This is a genomic window from Streptomyces sp. DSM 41931 (assembly GCF_050271085.1).
In the GTDB taxonomy this organism is placed as follows: domain Bacteria; phylum Actinomycetota; class Actinomycetes; order Streptomycetales; family Streptomycetaceae; genus Streptomyces; species Streptomyces albogriseolus.
The window spans coordinates 4,247,435-4,264,155 of sequence record NZ_CP189902.1; the positions used below are offsets into that span (position 1 = coordinate 4,247,435).

The following is a 16,721-nucleotide window of genomic DNA, read 5'->3' on the forward strand; positions in this document are numbered from 1 at the left end:
TCAGCTCGCCCAGACCTCCGCGTCCTCGGCCGGGACGGTGGTGGCCAGGCCCAGTTCCTTGCGGGCGGGAACCGTCCTGCCCGGGTCGATGAGGGTGAACGCCTGGTCGTAGGCGAGGTAGAAGGTGTCGGCGTCGGGGGCGTTCGCGGCCTTCTCCCACTGGTCCGCCGCCTTGGCGAGCGTCGCCCGGAGCTTGCCGACCTCGGCGCCCTCGATGCCGTCCAGTTCCTCGACGTGCGTGCCGAGAGCCGCCGCGACGGCCTTGGCCTGCGCCTGGTAGTCCTTCAGGGCGGCCTCGACGTCGTCCGTCACGGGCTGGTGGACCCACAGGGCCTCGTAGACGGCGTTCGACCCCTTCAGGAACGTGAGCTGGCCGGGCTCGAAGGACTTCGCGGTGTCCAGCGATCCCTTGAAGGTGCCCTTCTCCACGGTGTACGTGCAGGTCACGGCGCGGTCGCCGGTCGTCCAGCTCTCCTTGGTCGGGGTGTAGTGCGAGAGCCCGACGCCCGCGGGGAGCGCCCAGGTGTCCGGCGCGCGCTTCTGCGCCTCGGCGGGGCAGCGCTCGTCGGCGATCGCGGCGACCTTCTCGTCACCGGGGTGCCGGGGGCCGCCCTCGATGGCGAACTCACCGACGACCTGCCCCTGGTGGGCCTCGTCGCACGGCACGAATTCGACGAGATAGGCCTCGCCCTCGGCCTTGCCGTTCGGGTTGTAGCAGTCCCCCACGTCGAGCGAGAACACCGACCGCTGCCGGGCGGCCTTCTTCGCCCCCTCCTTGGCGCTGTCGACGGCTTCGGACACGTCCGAACAGCCGACGGCCCCGAGCGCGACCAGCGCGGCGAGGGCGGACAGCCCGCGAAGTGAACGGTACGGGGCACGGACGGCCATGGTGTCTCCAACCAGCGATGCGATACGCGGGGAGGCCTCACCTCCCCTGCGTCTGTGACACCCGAGGGTCGGGGAAGGTTGTAACGCCGGCACGCGTCCTTAAGGCATGGCCAACGCCGAAGTCGCGTTGGTGAGGCGTCAACCACCGACGCCCAGGACAAAACGCACCGGTTCGGCCAAAGCCGCCCGCGCCCCCTCGAAGTCACTCAACCGTGCTGCGAGGGTGGCCTCCGCGAGCCGTGCGGGCAGCGCCTCTGAAAACTTCAGGCCCCGCACGGCGTGCGGGTCCACGTCCGGCAGCGTCAGCCCCGTACCGGCGTCCTCCACCGCTGCCCGCCATGCCTGCGGGGTGACGTCGTCGCGCAGCCGGACGAAGCGGTCGTCGACGGTCCGGTGCCGCAGGACGACGGAGGGGAGCGACGCGGCCAGGGTCGCGTTCGCCCGGTGCCCGGCCCAGGTCCACCAGCGCACGTCATCGCCCCGGCGGGTGATGACGGTTCCGGCCGGCCGGACCACGTCCAGGTGCCTCTCCCGGGCCGCCGCCAGCCTCGCCTCCGCCCGGCGGGTCAGGGACACGGGCGGATCCTCGCCGAGCAGCACGTCCCGTGCGGCACGGGTCAGGGTGAAGGACCGCACGCGCTGCGCCCCGAAGCCGCTCCACTTGGCGCGCCCGCCCTCGTCCACGGGTTCCACGAAGCAGCGCCTGCGCCGCCAGTCGATGTAGGTCACCAGCCAGCTGCGGCCCGCCAGCAGCAGTTTGCGCGGGCCGTCGGTCTCCTCGGTGAGCAGGTCCGGGTCGGTGCGGCCGATCTCGGTTCGCCCGCTGAGCACGGTGAACTCGGGGGGCGCGGTGAACGAGGCCGTCAGGTTCATGAAGTGCCGCTGTCCGAAGCGGCGTTCGGCCTCCGGCCCGATGAACAGGGTGCCCGAGTCCCGCTCCAGGTAGCCCTGTTCCACCAGGTGCCGTACGACGGGTTCGGCGGAGACTCCGAACACGCCGAGGCCGCCCCACCACTCCTGCCACAGGTTCTCCCCGACCCGGTGCTCCTGGAGGCACAGCGCGAGCAGCTGCTGGGCCACGAGGTGCCGCGGCTCAGGAGGCGGTGTCACCGGTTCCACCCAGCCGCGCGACCAGGCAAGGAGCAGGGCCGCGGCGGCCAGGAAACCCTCGTCGCCCAAGGCAAGGAAGAGGCAGTTGCGCCGGGTGCCGGGGCGGCGTCCGGTGCGGCCCAGGCGTTGCAGGAACGACGCCACCGTCGCGGGTGCGTCGAGCTGGATCACCCGGTCCAGGTCACCGACGTCGATGCCGAGTTCGAGGGTGCTGGTGGAGACGATGACGCAGTCCCGGGCCTCGGCGAACGCCTCCTCCGCGCGGCGCCGTTCGTCGGTGGACAGGGAGGCGTGCGAGAGGAAGGTGGTTACACCGCGCAGCCGGAGCTGCTCGCCCAGTTCCTCGACGGTGCGCCGGCTCTCGCAGAAGACCAGGCGCTTCTCGCCCCGGTGCAGGGCGGCGACGACGGTGGCGGCGTTGGCGACGGAGCCGACGTAGTCCAGTTCTACGTCGCCCGGCGGCGGTGGGACTGCGGCGCCGGTGTCCGGCAGGGACACCCCCGGCGCCACGACCCGCCCGGGACGCACGCCCCTCCCCGACCCCTGCAACCAGTCCAGCAATTCACGTGGGTTGCCCACGGTGGCCGAAAGGCCGATCCGCTGCACCGGCCGTCCGATGATGCGCTGGAGGCGTTCCAACACGGCGAGCAGGTGCCAGCCCCGATCGTCACCGGCGAAGGCGTGCACCTCGTCGACGACCACGCTGTGCAGCCCGGAGAAGAAGGCCCGGTGGTCCACGTGCGTGCTGACCAGCATCGCCTCGAGTGACTCGGGCGTGGTGAGCAGGATGTCGGGGCGGCTCGCCAGGATGCGGCGGCGCCGGGTGGAGGCGATGTCGCCGTGCCACAGCTCCGCGGTGCGCCCCACCCAGCCGCTGTACGTCTCCAGGCGCGGGTGCAGGTTGTTGAGCAGCGCCTTCAGCGGGGTGACGTACAGGACGCCGGTGCCCTTCCAGCCCTGCCGCTGCGCGCGCGTGAGCAGGGGGAAGACGGCGGCCTCGGTCTTCCCGCCGGCGGTCGGCGCCAGCAGGACGGCGTCCTGCCCGGAGAGCACCGGCTCGATCGCCTCCTGCTGCAACGGCCGCAGCGAGCGCCAGCCGAGCGAATTGACGATGTGGTGGGTGAGGATCGGGTCGAGCAGGTCCAGCGCGTCGGCGCTCACGGCAGCTCCAGCTCCACGTCCCCGGCGCTCGCGGCGGCGTTGCGTTCCACCTCGTCGAGTTCCGCGCTCCGCACCGTGAGCGTGTAGTGACGCCGGGGGTCGAAGTCGTCGAAGGTGTCGACCCGGTCGAGGACGTCGGCCACCAGCTTGCGCAGGTAGAGCCTGGGTGCGATACCGGCCCTGCCGCCCAGGGAACCGGTCACCGCCCGCGCCAGTTCGTCGAGGTAGGCGTCGTCGGCGCGCAGGGCGACGCGTTCGGGGTGCCTGGCCGTCGCCGCGTACACCTCCCGCACCTTGCGGCCGAGCTCGCCCAGGGAGGCGAGGTCGAAGCCGCTCAGCCGGAGCTGCACCGCGCGCGGGGAGTCGAAGCGCGGATCGGTGGTGAAGTCCGTCGCCAGCCGCTGCGCGAGCGGTGCGAGGCGCTGCACGCCCTGCTGTCCGTCGTAGAAGGCCGGGGTGCCGGTGATGACGAGGAACAGCCCGGGGAACCGGCCGGCGTCGATCTCGTCGAGGAACTGCCGCAGCGCGTTCAGGGACTTCTCCCGCACGTCGCCCCGCACCCGCTGCAGGGTCTCCACCTCGTCGAACACGAGCAGCAGCCCGGGGTGGCCGCAGTCCCGCAGGACCGTCAGCAGCCCCTGGAGGAAGCCGAGGGCGCCGAAGTGGTCCAGGTCGCCGCGGACCCCGGCCGCGCGCTTGGCCGCGGCGGCGACGGACTTCTGCCCGCCGAGCCAGGCGATCAGCGCCTCGGCGCGTGCCCCGTCGCCGGCCGCGACGGCGTCCCGGTAGCCGCGCAGGGCGGCGGAGAAGGCGGGGGTCGTGCGGGCGACGTCGGCGAGCCGGCGCTCCAGCAGTTCGTCCACCGCCCTGCCGAGCCCGGCCTCGTCGTCCTCGTCGGCCTCTCCCGCGTCGAGGACCTCCTCCTCCAGCGCGTAGAACCACGAGTCGACGACGGCGCGCAGGGCCGACGGCGGGTGGGTGGCGGTGGTGAGGCGTTCGCTGAGCCGCCGGTAGACCGTCTCCAGCCGGTGCAGGGGCGTCTCCGTCTCGGAGATCTGCACCTCGCTGACGGCCAGCCCGCGCCGTTTGGCGCGCTCGGCGAGCCATCGCGCGAAGAAGGTCTTGCCGGAGCCGTACTCACCGCGCAGCGCGTGGAAGGCGGAGCCACCACGGGCGACGGTGGCCAGGTCGTCGTCGAGGGCTTCCGCGAAGCGGTTCAGCCCGACGGCGAACAGTCCGAGCCCTTGGTGCGGCACGGTGCCGCGACGCAGCGCGTCGACGACGTCACGGGCGCGCGCGGCACTGATGCCGGGCCGCTCGCCCGGGGTGTCCACGGCGGTGGTGCTCATGCGGGGGTGCCTCCGGCGAACTGCTGCCGCAGCAGCTCCTTGTCCAGGTGGACGGTGCGTCCGGACTCGACGAGCTGGAGCACGGGGTAGCCGTCGATGTTCAGCAGCCGCTCCAACACGGTGACGAACCGCTCCGGGTTGCGCTGTGACTTGCCGGTGGCGGCCTGGGCCGCCGCCGCGACCGCCGCCGGCGAAAGCTTGCCCCCGGCAGCCAGCAGCGCGTCGAGCGCGGCGGCCACGGCGGTGTCGGCGGGCGGCAGCCGGACGAAGTCGCGCTGCGACCGGTACGCCGCGCTGCGCACCGTCTCTTCGCCGGGGGTGCCCCGGCCGGGCTGCGGGAAGAGGCTCTCCTCCTGCGGAACGGCTTGTTTGCGTCCGCGCCCCTGCGCCTTCGGCTCGGGTGCGGGTTCGGTCACCGGCCCGGTGCCGCCCCGCCACCAGTCGGGCACGGTGTCCTCGGCAGGCAGCGCCGTCCACCCGGCGGGGATGCGGCTGTCGGACGGGACGAAGGCGAGGACGGGCACGGTGACCTCGGCGAGGGAGGCGCCGCCGTGGTATCCGGCCTGGCGGGCGGTGTAGCGGAGGTCGTCGCGCCACGCCGCCGTGATCCGTCCGTCGGCCGCCCGTACCCGGGGTCCGGCGAGCGCGACCTCGCCCGGCCCGGCGGGGCCGGTGCGCCAGCGGGCCCCCTGCACCCCGTCGGCGGGTGTGGGGCCCGTGTTCCGGGGACCCCGGTCGAGGACGTGCCCGTGGTCGGAGACGAGCAGGACCGGCCGCCCGCTGCCGCGGGCCGCGTCGAGGAGGTCGGCCAGTTTCGCGATGTCCCCGGTGCGCCAGCGGGCCCGGCCGCTCTCCCGTCCGTCGGCGAGGGCGTCGTCGATGGTGTTCACGACCACCCCGACGATCCGCTCCTCGTGGGCGAGTTCCTCCAGCAGGGCGGGTGCGAGCCGGTGTCCGGCCGTGCCCTCGTAGCCGCCCTTGTGGAAGAGGACGGAACTGCGCCTGCGCTTCTTCCAGAAGGCGGTGAACCCGGCGCGCTCCACGTCCTGTCCGCCGTCGGCGGCGGTGCCGCAGAGCAGGGAGGCGCGGCTGACGCGCGTCACGGTGGGCAGCATCGCGACGGCGGCGAGCCGGCCGGGCCGGCACCCGGCGGCCGCGGCCGTTCCGACCGGGCAGATCTCCGTCCAGGCGCGCGGGTCGAGCCCCGCCGCGAGGTCCACGGCCACGTCGGCGCTCATTCCGTCGAGGACGAGGACCAGGGGCCGTCCGCCGTCGCGGGCGAGGGGCGCGGCGACCTCCGCGAGCACGTCCTCGATCAGCAGGGCACCGTTGGGCGCCTGCTGGGAGGCGGCCTCGGTCCAGGTGGCCAGGTTCCGCGCGAACCGTTCGTCGAGCTCCCGCCGCCGGTCCCGCACCCGGCCGATGAGCCGGTGGTACGCCTCCCCGATCATTCCGTCCCGGGAGGCGTCGCCCTCGGCCAGGATGCCGACGGCCAGGTCGACGCGGCCGGTGGACCGCAGGTGCTCCCGTACGGCCTGGCCCACCGACGATGTGTCGGCCACCGGGGTGCCGAGCCACCGCACCAGGCGCACGGCGGTCCGGGCACGTTCGGTGGACTCGCCGTACAGCGTGGCGAGCTGGTGGTCGGCGAGCCGGTGCAGCGCGTCCTGCGCGGCCCCGGGCCGTCCGTCGAGGGCGGCGGCGAGGGCGCGCAGCCGGGCCCGGTAGCCGGAGGGCAGCAGCCGGTCCTCGGCGAGCAGCGGGGTCAGCCGTGCGGTGTCGGCGAGGTGGTCGGCGCGCTCCAGTACGGCGACCACGCGGGCGCGGGCGTCCGTCCCGGCGGGGCCGCCCGCCTCCGCCTGGGCGATCCACCGGGTGAGCACGCCTGTGGCGGCTGCGGCGTAGGGCGTGAGCGCGTCGAACGAGCCGAGCGCGCTGCCGAAGAGCGTGCCGAGGGCGAAGCCCGCGTCGGCCGCGGCCGGGCAGCCGAGGGCCGCCGCGGCGAGTGCGCCGAGCGGCAGCGCGTCGGCGCCGCGGCCGTCGGCGGCGAGGGCGAGCAGGGTGGGCGCGGCCGGCCCGGTGACCTGGGCCAGCCACTCGGTGAGCCCGGCGCGTTCCGGTTCGGCCAGTTCGGCGAACCGGCGGGGTCCGGCCGGGCCGCGGCTCCAGTCGAAGAGGGTGTCGGCGTCCAGGTCGAGGGAGTCGGCGCCGGTGTCACCGAGGCCGGTCCGGGCGGCGAGGAGGGCCCGCAGGGCCCGGTCGCGGGTGAGGACGCCGCCGACGCGCGGCCAGCCGCCGGACGGTTCGGCCTCCAGGAGGGCGTCCAGTAGCCACTCCTCCCGGACCATGCGGGTGTCCAGGTTCTCGGCGCCGAACAGCTGGGTGACGATGCCGGCCCGGTCCACGGCCAGTGGGCGGCGCCGCACCGCATGCCCGCGCAGGTCCCAGCCGAGCTGGTCGACGGGCACCCGGCCGGTGACCACCAGGACCCCGTCCCGGTCGGGGCCGGCGTCGGCGAGGTGCCGCTGCCAGGCCTCGGTGATGCCGAGCGGCGAATCCTGGTCGGTGACGTGCACACGGCGCGTGGAGCCGTCGATCTGGACGGTGAAGTCCCGTCCCTCGTCGCCGTCCGCCCAGACGGCGTCGACCAGCACCAGCCGCCGCCCTTCGGCGCGCGGCAGCTCCGCCTCCAGCAGGACCTCGATGGCGCGCCGTCCCGCGGCGGGCCGTGTGGGCATCAGCGGGCCTCCCCAGCGTCGTCAGCTTCCACGGTGGCGCCGGCCGTCCCCGTGCCGTAGGCGGCCCGGGGGTCCTGGGCTGTCCCGGCGCCCCGGCCCGTACCGGGCTCATCGGCCGACCGCCATACGATCTCGACGCCGGCGTCAGGGTGCGCGGCCCGGAAGGCGCGGATCTCCTCCTGCACGGCGGCCAGCTGCACCGCGAGCCGCTGCTCCAGCGCGGTGGCGTCGCCCCCGGCCGGGATCAGCCGGCGCCCGGAGCGGCGCGGCGGGGCACCGTCCCCGGCCGTGTCCGTGGACGGGTGGGACGAGTCGGCCGGAGTGCCGGGGAGCACCTCCGGCTGCGGCGGTACGACGGGGTGCGAGGTGGCCACCTCGGGCTCGCTGACCCGCACGTCCTGGGCCACGGGTGGCGGCGGATCAGTCACGACGCTCTCCACCTTCAGCGCCGCGTTGATGATCGCGTTGGCCTGCTCCCGGACTCCCGAAAGCACCTGCACCAGGGACCGTTCGAACTCGGAGGCGCGAGCGGTCTGTGCGATCTCGGTGAACAGCCGCCGCGCCCGGTCGCCGACGCCGTCCTCGCGGCCGGTCAGCCCGTGCACGTTCTTCAGCGCGGGCCAGTCGGTGCCGTCCAGCGCCGACAGCACCTCGCCCGCACTGCCCATGGCGGTGTTCAGGTCCCGCTCGCCGGCGGTGGGGGAGAAGGCGGCCAGCTCCCGCACCAGGGCGGTGGCGTCGCCGCCGTGCCGGGAGAGCCGGGCCAGCAGCCCGGCCGCCTCCCGCAGGATCGCGGTACGGGAAGCACCCGGCTCGTCGAGGCCGAGCAGCGGGGCGTGCCGGTCCAGCGAGGTCCGCACTCCGGCGACGTTCCGTTCCCACGCCTCGGCGCGGGCGCGCAGGTCCTCGGCGAGCCGGTTGACGTTGCGCGCGTACAGGGCGGGCTTGGCGGTCACCCCGAACAGCCGGGCCGCCCGGTCCCGGGCCGCCGCGTACTCCTCCTCGCTCGGCAGCGGCTGCGCCCGCAGCGACCAGCCGGGGCCGATGTCCTGAAGCGCGGGCGCCTCCCGCTCGGGTCCGCCCCGCAGCACCCAGGCGCGGTCGTCGAGGAGGGCGTAGGCGGCGATGAGGAGGTTGCCGGTGAGCCTGTCGAGTCCGGCGTACCCGAGGTCCTTGGTGATCCAGGTGCGGATGTCCTCGACGTCGAGGTCGCCGCGCTGCTGGTGCCCGGCCGCCGCCTGGTTGATACGGCTGCGCCAGTCGCTCCGCATCACCAGCGGCCCGTCGTGGACGGTGCCGAGCTCCAGCGGCTCCACGATCCGCTTGACGGTCTTCAGGTGGTGGCTGTCGACGTTGTTGGCCCGTCCCCCCTCGTCCATCGCGCGGGTGATCCACTCCAGCGCGGTCCGCAGCTCGCCCGGGGTCACCGCCTTGCGCTGCCCGGTGCGGTCGGTCCCGAAGTCCGGGTGCTTGGGGTACAGCGCGGAGAACATGCCGTCGGCGAGGTGCAGCACGTTGGCCTCGAAACCCTTGCCGCCCTCCTCCCTCGGCTGCGCGAACTCCGGCTGGAGCGACAGCACGTGACGCCCGTCCGGCACCTCGGGCCCGGGGTTGGCGTCGGTGGGCCGGGCCAGCCCGTACACCTCGGCGAGCGCACCGGTGAGCTGGTCGGTGAGGGTGTCGCGGGCCACCTCCAGCTGCCGCCGCACCTTGGCCCGGTCGTCGGGCGGGAAGGTGCCGGTGTAGTCGGCGAGCCGGTCCCGCTCCAGCAGGAAGGTGATCCGCATCAGCCGGCCGAGCTGGGCGCGGCGCTGGTCGGAGAAGAAGTCGGTGAGCCACACCAGCGTCGGCGCGGTGACGCCGGACTTCCGCAGTTCCTCGACGCGGTGGTAGTCGTCGCTGGGGTAGTGGTCGCCGTCGTCGAAGGGGTAGTCGACGACGAACCGCACGTTGCCCGCGGTGGCCGGGGTGAACTGCTCGTCGGGCAGGTCGGCCCGGTCGCGCACGTTGCCGAAGACGAACTCGGCGACGCGCCGGGTGCCCCGCCAGACGATCTCCTTCTCGGCGACGAACTGCCCGTCGCGGACGCCGATCGCTTCCCACAGCCGGTCCCGCAGCCACACGCGGCGCACGCCCGCCTTGTCCTCCTCGGCGACGGCGTCGAGCAGCGGCTCGATGTCGAGGTCGGACAGGTGCAGCGAGAACACCGGGTCGGCCTCGCCGTCGGAGCGGATCTCGGACGGGAACGCGGCCTGGAGATCACGCATCCGCCGCACGACGACGTCCCCGGCGGGCACGGTGCGGGAGCGCACCGAGCCGTGGTTGAGGGCGGCGAGGCGCGCCCCGGTCAGCCGCCGCAGCGCGGGCACGTCGGGGGCGAGCGCGCCGAGCAGCATCGTCTTCACGAACCGCTCGTCGGCCTGGAAGTCGGCGTGCGTGTCCGAGCCGTACTTCTCCAGCAGGTGGGCGCGTGCCTTGGCGGCGAACTTCACCGCCGCCTCCGACTCGCGCTTCAGCTTGTCGGTGAAGGCGGCCCCGGTGCCGTCCACGAGGACGTCCCACAGGTCGCCGAGCGGGATGAGTCGGCCGACGGCGGCGTCGGCGTTCCGCTCCAGGAGCTGCTGCACCAGCTTCAGGCCGGTCCGCTCCCGCTGGAGCGCCCCGGAGAGCGCGACCAGCACGTTCAGCAAGGCCGGGGAGAGCGGGTACACGGCCCGGAAGTCCGTCCAGTCGGCCTGGGTCGCGCCGCTGCCGTCGAGCAGGATGTCCTTGACCTGCTGTCCGGTCCGGTCGATCTTCGCGAACTCGGCCTCGAGGATCGAGTCCTTGCCGGGCAGCGGTTTCAGCACCCGCTCCTTGATGATCTCCGGCAGGTTGCGGTCCTCCAGGTCGACCGTGTCGAACCGCTCGTTGAGGTATTCGAGGGCCTGCTCCATCGCCTTGACGTCGGCGCCGAGCACGTCGGAGCCGACGAGCTGGGACAGGTCGCGCTGCCGGGAGATGAACGACACGATCGGCACCGGCCGGTCCGCGTCGCCGGACTCGATCAGCTTCACCAGCTTCTGGATCTCGCTGTTGACGAAGGTCCGGTCCCGCATGTGCGCCTGGAGCCACAGCACCAGCTCGTCCAGGAACAGCACCACACCGTCGTACTCCAGCGAGCGGGCGTGCCGGCTGATCGCGGCGAGGCCGTTCTCCAGCGGCACGTACTTCGCCGCGTCACCGCGCGCGCTCTCCGCGTACGACCGCATCGGCCCGGTGAGCAGGGCGGACTCCAGCCGCTCCCGGCGCGCGTCCCCGGCAGGTGCGGCGAACGCCTCGTCCAGCTCGGCCGCGGTCCAGGCGCCGCCCGCGCCGATGACCTGGAGTTCGTCGTCGTCCTCGTCCGCCCCACCGTCACCGCCGTCGGCGGGCAGCAGCCGTACGAAGGCGTCGTCGCCGAGCTGCTCCCGCATCCGCTTGGCGTCGGCCAGCATGGCGTCGGAGCGGAACACGGTCGGCGTCGGCGCGTCCGGGTGCTGCTCCCGCACCGCCCGCACGTACCCGCCGAGCAGTGCCTCGTCGAGGTTGGCCGCGCCCACCAGGTGGTACGGCACCATGAGGAAGCGCTTGCCGCGCAGCCACTCGTCGTGCTCGGCGATGACCTCCCGCAGCCGCGGCTTGGCACGGGCGGCGGGCTCGCCGTTCAGTACGGCGTGCAGCACGGTCAGGAAGTGCGACTTACCGGCGCCGAAGGATCCATGCAGGTAGGCGGCGTACGAGGCGTTCTTGCGGACGGCGCCGCGGATCAGTTTCAGCGCCTTGCCGAACTGCTCCTGGAGCTGCGGCGTGACCACGTACTCCTCGACCCGCCCCGCGGACCGGCCGCTGAAACCCTGGGACAGCTCGACCTTGAAGTCGCCGGCGTAGACGTCCTCCTTGATGTCGAGCACGTCCCTCAGTACGACCGTCTCGCCCGCGCCCCTGGCCATCAGCCGCTCCCACTCCCCACAGCACACGCCCGGCCACCCCCGCGGCCGGGCTTCTTCCGGGCCCGCGCGGTCAGACCCGGGCGCCCCACATCTCCCTCCTTATCCTGCCAGCCGCGGCGCGAATCCCGGCCCGGGGAAACAAGAGGTCATGCGACTGGTACCGGATGCCTGTACCATTCGACTGGTACGGTCTCCCCGTACCGGTTCTGTGGAGGAGGAGCATGTCCATCACTGCCAGCGAGGCTCGGGCCAGGCTTTTCCCGCTGATCCAGCAGGTCAACGACGACCATGAGCCCGTGGAGATCACCTCCAGGGGCGGCGACGCCGTACTGATGTCGGCTGACGACTTCCGTTCCTGGCAGGAGACCGTTTACCTGCTGCGTTCGCCGGCCAACGCGGCCCACCTCATGGCGGCCGTCGCCGCGGACAAGGCCGCCGAGACCCCGGTGATCACCAGGAGCATGGCGGACCTGGAAGCCCTGGCGGAGGACGGCGAGTGAGGGATGTGCGGTTCCGTCCCACCGGGTGGGAGGACCTGCTGTACTGGCAGGCCGCCGACAAGAAGCTGTTCCGCAAGCTCATCCGTCTGATCGGCGAGATCCAGCGCGACCCCTTCACCGGTATCGGCAAACCGGAACCGCTGAAGGGCGACCTGTCGGGGTACTGGTCGCGGCGGATCGACGACGAACACCGCCTCGTCTACAGGGCCACCGAGAAGGAAGTCGTGATCATCAAAGCCCGGTACCACTACTGACGGACCGGCGCGGCGGGCACCACGGCCCACACCGTCTTTCCGGGGGCGCCGGGGCGCGGAGCCGTTCCCCACTCCTTGGCCAGGGCGGCGACGAGGAGAAGCCCCCGCCCGCCGTCCTCCTCACTCCCGGCGTCCCGTGCCTCGGGCAGCCGCTCGCCCCGCGCGTCGCTGACCTCGACGCGGACGTGCCCGTCCTCCTCCCTGCTGATCCGCAGCTCGGCGTCCCGGCCGGGGACCCGGCCGTGGGTCGCGGCGTTGGCGGCCAGCTCGGCCGCGATCAGCTCGACGGCGTCGTGCGCCGGTGTGCCGTAGCGCCAGCCCCAGGCGTCCATCTGGCAGGAGGCGAGCCGGCGGGCCAGCCGGGCGCCGCGCGGGGACGGGGTGAAGCGGAAGGAGAGCACCGTCTGGTCGGCGAGCGGGAGCGGCAGCGCGGACCGCCGCTCCTGGCGGGGGGAAGTGGTCATGCCCCGAAGATCCCGCGCCCACACCCCTGTTGACCAGGTACGACGCCCCCACGGCGGTGGTCTGTCGGGGCGGCGGGCGACGCTGTCGGGCTTGTCGGGGTGCGGCCGCTCACGCGGGCAGCAGGCGCACCGCGTTGTCGTCCGTCACCTCGTACACGTCGATCCGCAGCAGCTCGCGGACGTGCGCCGGAACCCGTTCGGCGGCCTTGACGGACGAGGACGGCACGACGAGTGCGTACCGTATGCGGGCGTCCTGGCTACTCATGCGGCGCAGCAGCTGCCCGTAGGCGATGTCCGCGTCGATGCCCTTCTCCTTGGTGCGCCCCTTGGCCTCGCAGATCAGCCGCTCCTCGCCGCGCACCGCTTCGAGGTCGGTCCAGCGGTCCGTGGGCTCGACCGGCGTCCACCTCTCGCCGAGCAGCCAGGCGCGGAAGGCGTCGGTGACCCGGTCCTCGTCGCTCTCCCGGGCCAGCATCTTCCGCAGCGTCGCCAGGTCGGCCTCCTCGCTGCGCCGGAGCCGCCCGCGCCCGTCCGCGTCCAGGTCGGCCGGCCGGACGACGACCAGCCGCAGCCCGTGGGCGGGGATCTCGGTGTCGCGGCGGGCGTCGTACAGGGCCCGCTGCTCGCCCCGGTGCACACCGCTCACCGTGAGCCGGTCCGGCTTGTCGAAGTGGGGCACCGGCTGGTCGTGCTGGAGCTCCCGGTACTCGACCACCAGCCGGTGGCCGGGCCAGTACGCGTCCACCGGCAGCCTGACCTGACGGCCCCCTGCCCCCGGGTCCCCCAGCAGCCAGTCGAACCGGTGCTGCGTCAGGGCCTGTTCGCCGAGGACGCGGTCGCACAGACCGATCACGTACGCCTCGTCGCTGTCGTCTCTCGATCCCATGGCGCGCATCCTCCCAGTCACCGCTGACAGCGCCGGGGCGTCGCCGGTCACACGAGTGCGGTGACCGTACCCCGTGGACCGCCACTGGCCGTTACGGCTTCTTCTGCGGAGTGACGAATTCGAGAGGGGGGGAGGGACGTTGTCCGGGATTCGGCCTCGTGAAACCGCGCGCCGCCGGTAGCGTCGTGCCGGGTATGACCCGGTGTCCGGCGCCGGCCGGGTGTGCCACCACCGGTCGGACCCGCCGACGACTCGTGGGAACCGGACGGGGGAGCATGACCGGCACCGATTACGCGCAGCACTTCGATCGCGGTCTGCGGGCCCTGAGGGCGTACGAGCGCGAGGGAAGTCCTGAGCAGGCCGATGCCGCGCAGAAGGCCTTCACGTTCGCCCTTCGCTCCGTCCCGGCGGATCTTCCGGAGAGCGAGCGTGACCGTCACCGGGCTGCCGCTCTGGGAAACCTGGCCGGGGTCTGGTACGCGCGAGGGGCGCACACCGGCGCCGTGCACGCGGTGCATCAGGCGATGCGCCACCTGAACGATGCGTTCCTTCTGTGCGACGAGGACAGGACGACGGCGAACCCGGCGTCGGTCTTCCGCCTCTGGCAGCACCTGCTGCCGAGGCACGATCTCGGCGAACTCGCCGAAGCCCTCGACCTGCTGCGGGAATGGAGGGAAAGCTGTGCCACCCGGAGCGGCACCCTGGGTTTCGACGTCACGGTCGCTCTCCTCCTCACCTACGAGGAGCGGCTGCGCAGGCGCGAGGACGAGGGGGACCGCCTTGCCCTGGCGGAGACGGCCGAGGAGGCGGCGCGGATCGCCGTGGAGCAGGACCGGGAGGACGCCCCGCGTTTCCTGAAGACCGCGGCCGCGCACTTCCTGGCCCTGGCCGATCACCCCCGCGGGGGATACGCCAGGAAGGCCCTGGATCTGGCGGCGGACGCCCTCGCACACTGCGCGCCGGGAACGGACGATCACCTCCCGTACTCCTTCGACTGGGCACTGACCGCGCTGATGTGCCTGAGCAAGAACGAGGATCTCCCCGACGCGCAGGTCGAGCGCATGCTGCCGCTCCTGCACGAGAGCGTCCGCCAGAAGGTGGCCTCCGACGGCGACTCCCGTTTCCCGGGACTCGTGACGTCGCTGCTGCTGCGGTGGTGGGAAGAGGGAGGCAGAACGGACCGGCGCGCGGCACGGGCGGCTCTGGCGCACGCCGAGGCGGAGCTCGCGATGCTCACCGAGGACAACCCTCGTCTGGTGCCCGCTCTCCATACGGTCGGGATCCTGCTGCAGCACCGGTACGCCGAGGAGACCGGCTCCCTGGCCGATCTGCGGCAGGCCGCCGTCTGCTTCCGGCGCATCACCGAGCTTTCCCCACCGGACTCGCCCGACCACCGCGATGCCGCGGCACACCTGATGACATGCCGTCTCGCGTCCCCGGGCGACGGGCCCGTCCTGGACCTGGTCCACCCCGATGACTTCGACGAGCCGGATCCCCGGGCCGGCCCGACGGAGGTGATGGCCGTCGCCCAGGCACTCCTGGACAGCGCCCAGGGCCTCTTCGAGAAGGAACTGGTCGCACGTGCGCTCACCCTGCTGGACCGGCTGGGGACCGGAGACGGCCTGGGTTCCGTCATGGCCGCGGACCACGCGCTGGTCCTGGCGTCCGCATTGCTGAGGGAGGTGCGGTACCGGCCCCGCTCACTGGCGCTCGGGCGTGCGATGGACGTCCTCGAACGGGCGGCCGCGGCGCAGCCGGAGGACAGCACTCGACGGGCGTTGGTGCTGGCGAAGCTCGCCGACTGCTGGCGTGTGCGGTACGACGGCAGCGGCAGCCCGCTCGATCTGGAGGAGGCGATCGAACTGGCCCGCGGGGCGCGCGCCATGCTGCCGGCAGGGGGAAGCCACCACCGGGACAGCACCCGGCAGCTGGGCTCTCTGCTTCTCGTCCGGGACAGGCGCTCGGCGGAAGGGCTGCGGCTGATCCGCGAGTGGGCCGCTCCGGACGACCCCGCGGGGTCCGCGGAGGCCGCCGCCGACTGGTCCCGCAGCGCGGCCGGCATGGACGAGTGGGAGGAGGCGTCGACGGCGGCGCAGATCGCTCTTCAGCGGGCCCTGGCAGCTCTGGAGGACACCGGCGGCAGCCTGGAGGACCGTCTCGCACGCGTCCGTGACGCCGAGGTCATCGCGGTCCAGGCGGCCGCCGGCGCGGTCCACGCCGACGACCTGGGAACGGCGCTGCGCAGTCTGGAAGCAGTCGGTTCCGGACGCGCCCCGGGGCCGGGCGAAGGGCCGGATCTACGGCCGCCTCCCGAGGGATGTGTCGTCGTCCACCTGTGCGCCCCGGGCGGGACGCGCGTCCTCGCCCTGGGCATGGACGCGTCGGGCCGGACCGAGGCCCTGTGGCTTCCCGTCTCCGCCGAGGAGGTGGTCGGCCAGGCCGGCCTCTCGGGACTGGCCCAGGGCCACACCCCGGACCCCGCCTGGTACCGGCAGACCGTGGACGTCCTCGCCGGCTGGGCGGGCGAGCACCTGCTGAAACCCGTGCTGGAGAAATGGCCCGCCTCCTGGCTCTGTGTGGTTCCGCACGGCAGGCATCTCGGTTCGCTGCCCCTGCACGCCGCATGGTGGCCGGACCCGACGCTGCCGGAAGGACGACGCCACGTCCTGGACGCGGTGCTGGTCACCGTCGCGAGCGGCGCAAGACGCCCGAGGGCGGGCGATCCGCACCCCGTCGAACCGGGCAGCATCCTCGCGGTCGCCGATCCCGAGCCCATGCGAGAACCGCCGCTGCCTGGTGCCCGCCGCGAGGCCGAAGGAGCGGTACTCCACTTCGCCCGCTTCACGCTGCTGACGGGCGCCGACGCACGCCGCGACGCGGTTCTCGCAGCCCTCCCGGGAGCCGACGTCGTCCATCTGGCCACCCACGGCCGCACCGACCCGCTCCGCCCCCTCGTCAGTGAGCTGGTCCTGGCCGACGGCGAGACGCTCGAGATGGCCGAGCTGCTGGCGCAGCCCCTGTCGGACACCCGCCTGCTGGTGCTCTCCGCGTGCTCCCTCGGCCAAGGAGGAATCTTCTTCCTGGGCGCCCGCCCGACGGGCTCGTTGGTGCAGGCCCTGCTGCGCACGGGTGTGGGCGGCGTGGTGAGCGGCATGTGGCGGGCGCCCGACGAGAGCAGCAGCCTGCTGATCGGGCGCTTCTACCAGTTGTGGCGCTCCGGCTCCCACCCGCATCCCGCCGAGGCGCTGCGTGAGGCCCAGCTGTGGCTCCGCGACGTCACCAACGGCGAACTGGGCGGCACACCGCCCGCCTCACCGGCGGCGCGGCGCTTCTGGGAGACCACCCGCCCTTATCGGCATCCCGTCCACTGGGCGGCGTTCGGCTACGCGGGAGTGTGAGA

10 protein-coding genes are annotated in these 16,721 nt (G+C 73.4%); 3 read left to right on the forward strand and 7 right to left on the reverse strand.

Annotated elements, in window-relative coordinates:
* The 5 genes from ACP7TJ_RS19920 to ACP7TJ_RS19940 form a co-directional block, all read right to left on the reverse strand.
* On the reverse strand, positions 1-888 hold the full coding sequence (locus ACP7TJ_RS19920) for a septum formation family protein (RefSeq protein WP_427764269.1): 888 nt from the start codon (positions 886-888) through the stop codon (positions 1-3).
* A gap of 138 nt (positions 889-1,026) precedes the next feature.
* Positions 1,027-3,159: a DEAD/DEAH box helicase gene (locus tag ACP7TJ_RS19925; RefSeq protein WP_427764272.1), complete on the reverse strand. Its 2,133-nt coding sequence runs from the start codon at positions 3,157-3,159 to the stop codon at positions 1,027-1,029.
* Positions 3,156-4,508, reverse strand: a complete 1,353-nt coding sequence (brxD, locus tag ACP7TJ_RS19930; protein ID WP_427764275.1) for a BREX system ATP-binding protein BrxD — start codon at positions 4,506-4,508, stop codon at positions 3,156-3,158. Before brxD ends, ACP7TJ_RS19925 begins: the two co-directional genes overlap by 4 nt.
* Positions 4,505-7,246 carry a BREX-2 system phosphatase PglZ gene (pglZ, locus tag ACP7TJ_RS19935; protein WP_427764278.1) on the reverse strand — a complete coding sequence of 914 codons (2,742 nt, stop codon included), beginning with the start codon at positions 7,244-7,246 and terminating at the stop codon, positions 4,505-4,507. The genes brxD and pglZ overlap by 4 nt, the downstream gene beginning before the upstream one ends.
* Positions 7,246-11,217, reverse strand: a complete 3,972-nt coding sequence (locus tag ACP7TJ_RS19940) for a hypothetical protein (protein ID WP_427764281.1) — start codon at positions 11,215-11,217, stop codon at positions 7,246-7,248. The genes pglZ and ACP7TJ_RS19940 overlap by 1 nt, the downstream gene beginning before the upstream one ends.
* A gap of 221 nt (positions 11,218-11,438) precedes the next feature.
* Between ACP7TJ_RS19940 and ACP7TJ_RS19945 the strand changes: the two genes are divergently transcribed.
* Both ACP7TJ_RS19945 and ACP7TJ_RS19950 read left to right on the forward strand, forming a co-directional pair.
* The gene (locus ACP7TJ_RS19945) at positions 11,439-11,717 is read left to right on the forward strand and encodes a type II toxin-antitoxin system Phd/YefM family antitoxin (RefSeq protein ID WP_387619614.1); all 279 of its coding nucleotides are present in this window, start codon (positions 11,439-11,441) and stop codon (positions 11,715-11,717) included.
* Positions 11,714-11,971, forward strand: a complete 258-nt coding sequence (locus ACP7TJ_RS19950; RefSeq protein ID WP_030861082.1) for a Txe/YoeB family addiction module toxin — start codon at positions 11,714-11,716, stop codon at positions 11,969-11,971. Before ACP7TJ_RS19945 ends, ACP7TJ_RS19950 begins: the two co-directional genes overlap by 4 nt.
* Here ACP7TJ_RS19950 and ACP7TJ_RS19955 read toward each other — a convergent pair.
* The gene (locus ACP7TJ_RS19955; RefSeq protein ID WP_427764285.1) at positions 11,965-12,435 is read right to left on the reverse strand and encodes an ATP-binding protein; all 471 of its coding nucleotides are present in this window, start codon (positions 12,433-12,435) and stop codon (positions 11,965-11,967) included. The genes ACP7TJ_RS19950 and ACP7TJ_RS19955 overlap by 7 nt on opposite strands.
* Before the next feature lie 109 nt (positions 12,436-12,544).
* Positions 12,545-13,321, reverse strand: a complete 777-nt coding sequence (locus tag ACP7TJ_RS19960; protein ID WP_427764288.1) for a hypothetical protein — start codon at positions 13,319-13,321, stop codon at positions 12,545-12,547.
* Positions 13,322-13,596: 275 nt separating this feature from the next.
* Between ACP7TJ_RS19960 and ACP7TJ_RS19965 the strand changes: the two genes are divergently transcribed.
* On the forward strand, positions 13,597-16,719 hold the full coding sequence (locus ACP7TJ_RS19965; RefSeq protein ID WP_427764291.1) for a CHAT domain-containing protein: 3,123 nt from the start codon (positions 13,597-13,599) through the stop codon (positions 16,717-16,719).
* Positions 16,720-16,721: the final 2 nt, after the last annotated feature.

Excerpts from the sequence above, each read along its gene's own strand:
- ACP7TJ_RS19920 (WP_427764269.1), bottom strand. The coding sequence starts at position 888 with ATGGCCGTCCGTGCCCCGTACCGTTCACTTCGCGGGCTGTCCGCCCTC.
- brxD (WP_427764275.1), bottom strand. The coding sequence starts at position 4,508 with ATGAGCACCACCGCCGTGGACACCCCGGGCGAGCGGCCCGGCATCAGT.
- pglZ (WP_427764278.1), bottom strand. The coding sequence starts at position 7,246 with ATGCCCACACGGCCCGCCGCGGGACGGCGCGCCATCGAGGTCCTGCTG.
- ACP7TJ_RS19940 (WP_427764281.1), bottom strand. The coding sequence starts at position 11,217 with ATGGCCAGGGGCGCGGGCGAGACGGTCGTACTGAGGGACGTGCTCGAC.
- ACP7TJ_RS19945 (WP_387619614.1), top strand. The coding sequence starts at position 11,439 with ATGTCCATCACTGCCAGCGAGGCTCGGGCCAGGCTTTTCCCGCTGATC.
- ACP7TJ_RS19955 (WP_427764285.1), bottom strand. The coding sequence starts at position 12,435 with ATGACCACTTCCCCCCGCCAGGAGCGGCGGTCCGCGCTGCCGCTCCCG.
- ACP7TJ_RS19960 (WP_427764288.1), bottom strand. The coding sequence starts at position 13,321 with ATGGGATCGAGAGACGACAGCGACGAGGCGTACGTGATCGGTCTGTGC.
- ACP7TJ_RS19965 (WP_427764291.1), top strand. The coding sequence starts at position 13,597 with ATGACCGGCACCGATTACGCGCAGCACTTCGATCGCGGTCTGCGGGCC.